This window comes from Kitasatospora sp. NPDC029367 (assembly GCF_055569135.1).
The window spans coordinates 59,895-68,382 of sequence record NZ_JBVHYH010000016.1 but is presented as its reverse complement, the minus strand read 5'-3'; the positions used below and the strand labels follow the sequence as shown (position 1 = coordinate 68,382).

Annotated in this window: 9 protein-coding genes; 5 read left to right on the top strand and 4 right to left on the bottom strand. The window is 75.9% G+C overall.

Annotated features, from left to right (window positions below):
* Nucleotides 1–107: 107 nt before the first annotated feature.
* From ACZ4W5_RS11710 to ACZ4W5_RS11695, 4 genes are all read right to left on the bottom strand, one after another.
* Complete coding sequence (locus ACZ4W5_RS11710) at nt 108–1,412, bottom strand: aminotransferase-like domain-containing protein (RefSeq protein WP_465654026.1); 1,305 nt, start codon at nt 1,410–1,412, stop codon at nt 108–110.
* A complete protein-coding gene (locus tag ACZ4W5_RS11705) occupies nt 1,409–2,344 on the bottom strand; it encodes an alpha/beta hydrolase (protein WP_465654025.1) in 936 nt (311 codons plus the stop codon). The genes ACZ4W5_RS11710 and ACZ4W5_RS11705 overlap by 4 nt, the downstream gene beginning before the upstream one ends.
* A gap of 98 nt (nt 2,345–2,442) precedes the next feature.
* Nucleotides 2,443–3,267: a class I SAM-dependent methyltransferase gene (locus tag ACZ4W5_RS11700; protein WP_465654024.1), complete on the bottom strand. Its 825-nt coding sequence runs from the start codon at nt 3,265–3,267 to the stop codon at nt 2,443–2,445.
* A gap of 41 nt (nt 3,268–3,308) precedes the next feature.
* On the bottom strand, nt 3,309–4,409 hold the full coding sequence (locus tag ACZ4W5_RS11695) for an alpha-hydroxy acid oxidase (RefSeq protein WP_465654023.1): 1,101 nt from the start codon (nt 4,407–4,409) through the stop codon (nt 3,309–3,311).
* A gap of 188 nt (nt 4,410–4,597) precedes the next feature.
* Between ACZ4W5_RS11695 and ACZ4W5_RS11690 the strand changes: the two genes are divergently transcribed.
* The 5 genes from ACZ4W5_RS11690 (at nt 4,598) to ACZ4W5_RS11670 (ending at nt 8,376) form a co-directional block, all read left to right on the top strand.
* Complete coding sequence (locus tag ACZ4W5_RS11690) at nt 4,598–6,031, top strand: class I adenylate-forming enzyme family protein (protein WP_465654022.1); 1,434 nt, start codon at nt 4,598–4,600, stop codon at nt 6,029–6,031.
* Between the two features lie 63 nt (nt 6,032–6,094).
* Nucleotides 6,095–6,370: an acyl carrier protein gene (locus ACZ4W5_RS11685; protein ID WP_360243150.1), complete on the top strand. Its 276-nt coding sequence runs from the start codon at nt 6,095–6,097 to the stop codon at nt 6,368–6,370.
* Nucleotides 6,367–6,648 (top strand): acyl carrier protein, encoded by a 282-nt coding sequence (locus ACZ4W5_RS11680; protein ID WP_360243153.1) that lies wholly within the window; start codon nt 6,367–6,369, stop codon nt 6,646–6,648. Before ACZ4W5_RS11685 ends, ACZ4W5_RS11680 begins: the two co-directional genes overlap by 4 nt.
* Complete coding sequence (locus tag ACZ4W5_RS11675) at nt 6,645–7,838, top strand: beta-ketoacyl synthase N-terminal-like domain-containing protein (RefSeq protein ID WP_465654021.1); 1,194 nt, start codon at nt 6,645–6,647, stop codon at nt 7,836–7,838. The genes ACZ4W5_RS11680 and ACZ4W5_RS11675 overlap by 4 nt, the downstream gene beginning before the upstream one ends.
* A gap of 16 nt (nt 7,839–7,854) precedes the next feature.
* The gene (locus tag ACZ4W5_RS11670; protein WP_465654020.1) at nt 7,855–8,376 is read left to right on the top strand and encodes a beta-ketoacyl synthase chain length factor; all 522 of its coding nucleotides are present in this window, start codon (nt 7,855–7,857) and stop codon (nt 8,374–8,376) included.
* The last annotated feature ends 112 nt before the right edge of the window (nt 8,377–8,488 follow it).

The following is an 8,488-nucleotide window of genomic DNA, read 5'->3' as shown; positions in this document are numbered from 1 at the left end:
CCCTCACGGGGGGGGGGGGAGAAAGAAGGGAAGGGGAAAGGGAACCCCCCAACCCCCCCCCCCCCCCCCCCCCCCCCCCCCCCCCCCCGCTGCTTCCCCCGTACCGCTCAGGAGCGGATGAACTCCGCCAACTTGGCGACGCCGTCGATGATCTGAGCCTGCGTCAGTGAGCTGATCGAGAGCCGGAGCCGGTGCTCGCCGCCGCCCGCCGGGTAGAACGGCGTCATCGGCGTCCAGAGCACGCCGAACTCCCGGGCACAGCGCTCCATGGCCGCGTCGTCGGCCCGGAAGGGCACCGTGAGCACGGCGAAGAAGCCGCCCTCGGGTCGGTTCCAGTCCACCCCCAGCCGGCGCCGCTCGGAGGCCGGGAAGTGCCGGTCCAGCTCCCGCAGCAGGGTGTCCATCCCCGCCGCGTAGTGGGCCGTGGCGCGGGCGTTGGCGGCCCGCAGGCTGCAGTCGTGGGCCAGCAGCATGCCGCCGATGACGGCCTGGCTGAGCGCGGGCGTGTTGACCGTCGTCATGCTCTTCAACTTGGCCAGTTCGTCGGCCAGCAGGCCGCGGCGCCCGCCCGGGCCGGCCACCCGCTGGTCCGCGACCACGTAGCCGACCCGGGCGCCGGGGAAGCAGGTCTTGGCGAAGGAGCCCAGATAGACGACCTGGCGGCGGCGGTCCAGCGCCTTGAGGGTGGGCCGCGGGCCCGGGGTTCGGGCGAAGAAGCCGTACGGGTTGTCCTCGACGACCAGCAGGCCCTCCTCGGCGGCGGCGTCCAGCAGCCGGGTGCGGGCGGCGACCGGCATGCTGGTGCCCGAGGGGTTGGCGAAGTCCGGGACGACGTACAGGGCGCGCGGGCGGCGGCCCTCGGCCCGTACCGCCCGGGCGGCGGCGCGGACGGACTCCGGGGCGGGGCCGCCTTCGGGGCCCTCGGGGACCGGCAGGGTGGTCAGGTCGAGCAGCCGGGCGGCGCCGGTCACGCCGACGTAGCAGGGCGAGCTGACCAGCAGGACGTCCTGCGGGCCGGCGCACAGGGCGCGCAGGGCCAGCAGCATGCCCTCCTGGGCGCCGACGGTGAGCACCACGGCCGCGGGGTCGACGGTGAGGCCCTCGTCGTTGGCGAGGGTGCGGGCGACCAGGTCGGCGATGATGCCCTTGGTGGGGCCGTACTGGAACAGCGCGGTGCGCACGGCGTCGCGGTCGAGGCCGCGGTCGGCCAGGTGGTCGAGGTAGCCGTCCAGGTAGGCGGGGACGTCCTCGGGCTCGAAGAAGCCCTCGTAGGGGCGGCCCGGGGCGAAGGAGACGGCGCCGGGGTAGCGGGTGGTGACTTCGTTGAGGAAGGTCATCGCGTCCAGCAGCGGGTCGGCGAGCGAGCCGTGCAGGTCGGCCAGGTCGAGGTCGGTCGGGTCGTGGTCGGTCACCGCAGGGCCTCCCGGAGTCGGGCGGCGGCGTGGGCCTGGGCCTCGGCGGCGGCGTCCAGGGTGCCGGTCATGGCGAAGAAGCCGTGCGGCATGCCCTGGTAGCGGCGCAGGTCCACCGGCACCCCGGCCGCGCGGAGCGCCTCGGCGTACCGCTCGCCCTCGTCGCGCAGCGGGTCGTACTCGGCGGTGAGGACGGTCGCGGGCGGCAGGCCGGAGAGGTCGGCGGCCCGCAGCGGGGAGGCGTACGGGCTGGCGCCGTCGGCCGGGTCGGCCAGGTAGTGGCCCCAGTACCAGGCGGCCGAGCGGCGGTTGAACAGCAGCGGGTCGTCGTGCTCGCGCAGCGAGGGGGTGTCGGCGGCGTGGTCGGTGTTGGGGTAGACCAGCAGCTGGTGGCGCAGCGCCGGGCCGCCTTCGTCGCGCAGCAGCAGGGTCAGGGCGGCGGCGAGGTTGCCACCGGCGCTGTCGCCGCCGACCGCGAGACGGTCCGGGTCGATGCCGAACCCGGCGGCCCCGGCGACCAGTTGGTCCAGGGCGGCCCGGCAGTCGTGCAGGGCGGCGGGGAAGGGGTGTTCGGGGGCCGGCCGGTAGCCGACGGAGGCGGTGACGCAGCCGACGGCGCTGGTGAGGCGGCGGCAGATCGCGTCGCTGGTGTCGACCGAGCCGAGCGTCCAGCCGCCGCCGAACAGGTAGAGCAGGGCGGGCAGCGGGCGGCCGGGCGGTTCGGGCCGGTAGAGCCGGAGGGAGAGTTCGCCGCCGGGGCCGGGGATGCGGTGCTCCTCGACGGCGGCCACCGGCTCGGGGGTGCCGGACTCGGCGCGGATGTCGGCGAGGTCGGCGGCGCGGGCCTCGGCGAGGGTGAGGGTGTAGAGCGGCGGTGCGCCGCTGCGCGCGCGGTGGGCGCGGTAGGCCTCGGCCTGGGGGTGCAGGGGCATGGGTGGCGGTCCGTTCGGTGGCCCGGCCGGGGCCGGGCGGCGGCTCGGCGAGGGGGTTCAGCGGGCGGGAATCCAGCGGGCGGGTGTTCGGCGGCGGCTCAGCGGTCGGCCTCAACGTAGACGGTCTCGTCGGTGCGGAAGGCCGTGTCGAGGTCGGCGACGTCCGAACGGAGGCCCTGGCGGTAGGCGCAGTGCCGGATCTGGTCGGGGGCGAACCCGGCCAGGGTCAGGACGTGCCGCAGTTCGTCCAGGTCGTAGATCCACTGGTGGCCGTAGTACCGGAAGATCTGGTTCACCAGGAAGGCCGGCCGGGCGGGCATCGGCGGGCCGAAGCCCAGCGTGCCGAGCCGGCGGCGGTGCCTACCGAGGAAGCCGTCGCCGGTGGCGTAGCCGACCAGGTAGCGGGCGAGGTCGGGGGTGGTGAGGCGCAGGACGCCGCCGGGGCGCAGGATCCGGCGGGCCTCGCGCAGCCAGCCGACCGCGACGGGCAGGGTGACGTGCTCGATCAGGTGCTCGGCGTAGACCCAGTCGACGCTGGCGTCGGCGAAGGGCAGCGGGCGGGAGACGTCCAGCTGGGTGAACCAGCGGTCGCCGTCGACCCGGTAGAGGGTGCCGGGCTCGGTGGCGAGGCCGGGCCCGCTCTCGGTCTCGGTTTCGGTCTCGGCCGCGGTGCTGCGCAGGGTGGCCAGGTCGGTGCCGAGGCCTTCCGGGTGGGCGGTCCGGAAGGCGGCGAACTCGATTCCGGTGAGGCCGAGTTCGCGGAAGTCGTGGTGGTCGTGCGGCAGGGCGCCGGGGCGGGCTTCGAGCGTCTTGCAGGTGGCGACCTGGGCGCTGAAGGCGTCCAGGCGGGTCTCCAGCCCTTCCGGGTCGTCCCAGTCCCAGCCGGGGAAGCGGTCGTTCGGGCTGCTCGTCGGTTCGGTCATCGGTCTCCTCCTGGAGGAACGTGCTGCGGGTGCGGCGCGGTTCAGCCGACCGGGCCGGGCCAGCGCGCGAGGGCGTCGGGGCCCAGGTCGGCGAGCCGGGGGCGGCCCAACAGGGCCAGGGTGTGGTCGAGTTCCTCGTGCAGCAGGCGGAGCACCCGGTTCACCCCGGCCTCGCCGTCGACGGCGAGGCCCCAGAGCGCGGGGCGGCCGATCAGCACGGCCCGGGCGCCGAGCGCGAGGGCGACGGCGATGTCGGTGCCGGTGCGCACGCCGCCGTCCAGGAGCACCGGGAGCTCGGCGGGCACCGCGTCGACCACCTCGGGGAGGGCGGCCAGGGCGGGCAGCGCGCCGTCGAGCTGGCGGCCGCCGTGGTTGGAGACCAGGAGGGCGTCCACGCCGTGCTCGACGGCCAGCCGGGCGTCCTCGGCGGTCAGCACCCCCTTGAGGACCAGTGGCAGCCGGGTGCGCTCGCGCAGCCAGGCCAGGTCGGACCAGCTCAGGGTGGGGTCGAACTGCTCGCGGGCGTGCTCGGCGATGCCGGAACTGCCGTCCGCGGCGCGGTGGCTGGCGGACATCAGGGTCTCGTCCAGGTTGACCGCGCGGACGGTGGACGGGACGGCGAAGCCGTTGCGCAGGTCACGCAGCCGGCGGCCGATCCTGGGCGCGTCCACGGTCAGCACCAGGGCCCGGTAGCCGGCCGCCTCGGCGCGTTCCACCAGCGCGGTCAGGGCGGCGCGGCGGCGCAGCCAGTAGAGCTGGAGCCAGAGCGGGCCGGCGGCGGCCGCGGCGATCTCCTCCAGGGTGCGGCTGGCGAACATCGCGGCGACCAGCAGGGCGCCGGCCGCCCCGGCGGCGCGCGCGGTGGCGGTCTCGCCCTCCGGGTCGACCAGCCGGTGGTAGGCCATCGGGGCGATGCCCAGCGGGATCCGCAGCGGTGCGCCGAGCAGGGTCAGCGCGGGGTCGCAGACCGAGACGTCGACCAGGGTGCGCGGGCGCAGTGCATAGTGCCCGAACACCTCCCGGTTCGCCGTCAGGGTGCGTTCCGCGCCGCTGCCGCCTTCGATGAAGTCCCAGATTTCCGGGGGGAGTCGGTCGCGTGCGGCGTGCTCGATCCCGGCCAGCGTGAGTGCTCCCACGGGCATCCTCGTTTCCCGGACGGCCACGCGCGGGCCGGTCCCGGTTCGGCAGCGTAGGAGCAACGAGCACATTGGTATAGACCTTGATTTGACCAAACGTCTGTGCCAAGGTCTGGCAACGGAATTGACCGTATTGGTTGAGAACGACGCCCATTGCGTCCATGTCAAATCCCCTCACTTGTTGTGGAGCCGCGTTGACCGGCTTTTCCGCCTTTTCACTTCCGCTTTCCGCACCGCCGCACGCCGACGCCCCGCCGGACTGGGTCGAACGGTCGCTGCTGGCGGGACCGGGCGGCGAGGAGTGCCTGCGCCTCGGCGCACCCCTCGACCGGGACGCCCTGCGCGCCCTGGTCGAGGACCAGTGCGACCGACTGACCGCCGCCGGGCTCGGCCCGGGCGGCACCGCGGCGCTGCGGCTGCCGCCCTCGGTGGCCTTCGTCGCCGTCCTGCTGGCCTGCTGGCGGATCGGCGCCCAAGTCGCGCTGCTCGACCACCGGTTGACCGACCACGAAGTGGACGCGGCGGTGGCCCGGCTGGCCCCGCAGGTGCTGGTAGGCTCCGCCCACCGGCCGGCCGCGGCGCTGCGCGGCTTCTCCGAGGTCGAACCGGTCGCCGTCCCGTTGCCGGACGGGCTCCCCGCCCGCACCGGACACGCCCTGATCCAACTCAGCTCCGGGTCCACCGGCCCGGCCAAGGTCATCGCCCGCACCGCCGCCGACCTGTTGCGCGAACTCGACTGCTACCGCAGGCTGGTGGAGTTCCCCGGCGAGGGCGAGCGGGTCGTGCTGCTGTCCTCGGTGGTGCACGTGCTCGGGCTGGTCGGCGGGCTGCTCAACGCCCTGCACGCCCGGGCCGCGCTCACCGTCCCGGAGCGGATGACGGCCGCCGGCATCCTCGCCGCGGTCGCCGCCGACCGGCGGCCGACCACCGTCATCGGAGTGCCCTTCCACGCCGAACTGCTGGCGGGGACGGTCACTCCCCCGGCACTGCCGCAGCTGCGCCGGATGGTCGTCGCGGGCGAACTGGTCCGCCCCGGCCTGCCCGCACTGTTCGCCGAACGGTACGGCGTGCCGCTCGGCACCATGTACGGCATGACCGAGACCGGGGTCATCGCCACCGACCTCGACGGGACGCTGCACCCCGCCAAGCGCCCCGTCCACGGCATGCGGATGCGGCTCGTCGCCGGCGAGCTGCAACTCGGCGCCGCCGCCTCCCCGTACCCGGGGCTGGACGACCCGAGCCGCTGGTCGGACGGCTGGCTGCACACCCGCGACGCCGCCGCCCTGGACGAGGCGACCGGCCTGGTCACCGTGCACGGCCGGCTCGACTCCCAGGTCTCGATCGGCGGGTTGAAGGTCGACCTCACCGAGGTCGAGCAGACCCTCGCCGCGCTGCCCGAGGTCCGCGAGGCGGTCGTCGTCTTCGACGGCGAGGCGATCGAGGCGTACCTGTCCGTCGAGGCCGGGGCCGAACCCGCCCTCGTCCAGGACGGGCTGGCCCGCCGGCTCGCCGCCTACAAGCGGCCGCGCCGCCTCGTCCTGCTGCCCGCCCTCCCCCGCACCGCCACCGGAAAGCTGCTGCGCGACCCGGCCGCCCTGCGCGACACCGCCGCGGCCGCCGTGCGCTGACCGGACCGGACGCACCACCCGCCGGACACCCGCCCGGACAACCCCGACAAGGAGCCCACCATCATGCAGGACCGCATCCGCGCGTTCGTTCTGGCCGCCCTCACCGAGATGCAGTACGACGTCTCCGAGGTCACCGGGGACACCGACCTCGGACCGGCCGGGCTGGACCTCGAATCGCTCGCGCTGGCCGAACTCTCGGTGCAGGTCGAGGACGAGTTCGGGATCAAGTTCGACCTGGACGAGATGGAGACCACCGCGATGATGACGCTGGACGAGTTCACCGCCGACGTGGTCAAGCGGATCGACGCCCTCCCCGCCGCCACCGGCAGCGCGGCGTGAGCGACTCCGCCCGCCCCGCGGGCTCCGCCCCCGGTGCGCTCCCCGACCGGGCCGAGGTGCTGACGATGCTGGCGGCGTTCGGGCAGCGCGCCGCCGACACCGTGCCCGAGGAACTCGGCTCGCTCGAACTGACCTGGCTGATAGCCGAGTTCGAGCAGCGTTACGGAATCCAGCTGGACCTGGACGACGAGCACTTCGGCGCCGTGCGGACGGTTGAGGACGCCACCGAGCTGCTGCGCGAGACGGTGTTGGCCGCCCGCGCCGGAGCGCGGCCGTGACCGGCACCGGCACGTCCGCCCCGACGCACCGGCCCGCCGCGCCCCGGCCCGTGGCGCCCCGGCCCGTGGCGCCCGCCGCCCGCCCGGTGGTCACCGGCCTCGGGGTGCTCAGCGCCGCCGGGCGCGGGCTCGCCGCGCTGACCGAGGCCGCCGCCCACGGCAAGGCCGCGTTCACCGAGGTGGCCCGCTTCGACGTGAGCGGGCGCCGCACCACCCGGGCCGCCCTGCTGCCCGGGACGGTACCGCTGGCCAGCACCTTCCCGCTGGCCAGGGCCGTACTGGAGGCGATCGGACAGGTCGGCCGGCAGGCCGGGCTGACCGCCGCCGAGGGCGCCGGGATGCCCGTCCTGCTCGCCCTGCACAGCGACGAACGCACCCGCGCCACCGCCGACGCCGTGGCCGCCGGGGTCCGGGAGCACTGGGGCGCGCCGGGCGTCACCCGGGTGTACACCGGTGCCTGCGTGGCGGCCGCCACCGCGGTCGCCGACGCCGCCGCCCTGGTCGCCGCCGGCCGGCACGAACGGGTCCTGGTCGCGGCCGGGCACCTGGTCGAACCCGGGGTGTTCGCCGTCTTCGACGCCGGACGCGCCCTGGCCCGGGACGGCGAACTGCGCCCGTTCAGCACCGGCCGCACCGGCACCCTGCTCGGCGACGCGGCCGTCGCCGTCGTGGTCGAGTCCGCCCCGGCCGCCGAACGGCGCTCGGCTCCCGCACTCGCCCGGCTGGCCGGCTGGGGGCGGGCCGGGGACGCCCACCACGTCTGCCGCCCGGAGCCGGACGGCGCCGGGGTCGCCCGGGCGATCGAGGCCGCGCTGGGCCGCGCGGGCATCGCCCCGGAGCAGGTCGGCTACGTCAACGCCAACGGCACCGGCTCCGACCTCGCCGACCGGGCCGAGGCCACCGCCCTGCGCACGGTGTTCGGCCCGCACACCGACCGACTGCCGGTCAGCTCCAGCAAATCCGTGCACGGCCACGCCCTGGAGGCCTCCGCCCTGCTCGAACTCGCCGTCACCGTGGGCGCGTTGGAGAGCGGACTGACGCCGGTCAACGCCGGCTGGCTGGGCCCCGACCCCGACGTCCGGCTGGACCTCGTGCTGGACGGCCCGCACACCGCCCGCCCCGACTACGCGCTGACCCTCAACTCCGCCTTCGGCGGGGCCAACACCGCCCTGCTGCTGGCCGCCGCCTGACCCCGGACACCCACAGATGACCACCCCCGCCACCGCCGCCCCGCGCGTCCTCGCCGAGGCCCGCCGCCCCGGCCCGGACCTCCCCGGGCCCCCGCCACCGCTGCCCGGCTTCACCCCTGCCGGCCTCGCCCCGCTGATCGCCGACACCGCCGACCGCTGCCTGCGGGCCCACCACGGCCCGCCGCCCGCCCCCGGGCGCACCGCCCTGCTGCTCGCCAGCGCGAGCGGCGACCTCGCCACCGCGCGCGCCATCGACCGGAGCGCGGCGCCCGGACACCGCCCGGCCCCGCTGCTGTTCTTCCAGTCCAACCCCAACGCCGTCCTCGGGCACATCGCCGCCCGCTGGGGCCTGACCGGCCCCGTCGTGGCGATCAGCCCGGCCGAGGCCGTACCCGGCACCGTCCCCGTGGATGCGTACGAGCTGGCCGCACTGCTGCTGGCCGACGGGGACGCCGACCACGTCCTGGTGATCGCCGCCGAGCAGGGCCCCGACGGTGACCACGCCGTGGCCGTACTGCTCACCGGGCCCGTCGGCTGAACCCGCGGGCCGGCGGCGCCCGTAGCCATCGATGAGGCCCGCCGCCTGACGCAGCCGCACCCGGCACACCAGCGACCCGCCCGGCCCACCTTCGCACCGCCGACGCCCCGCC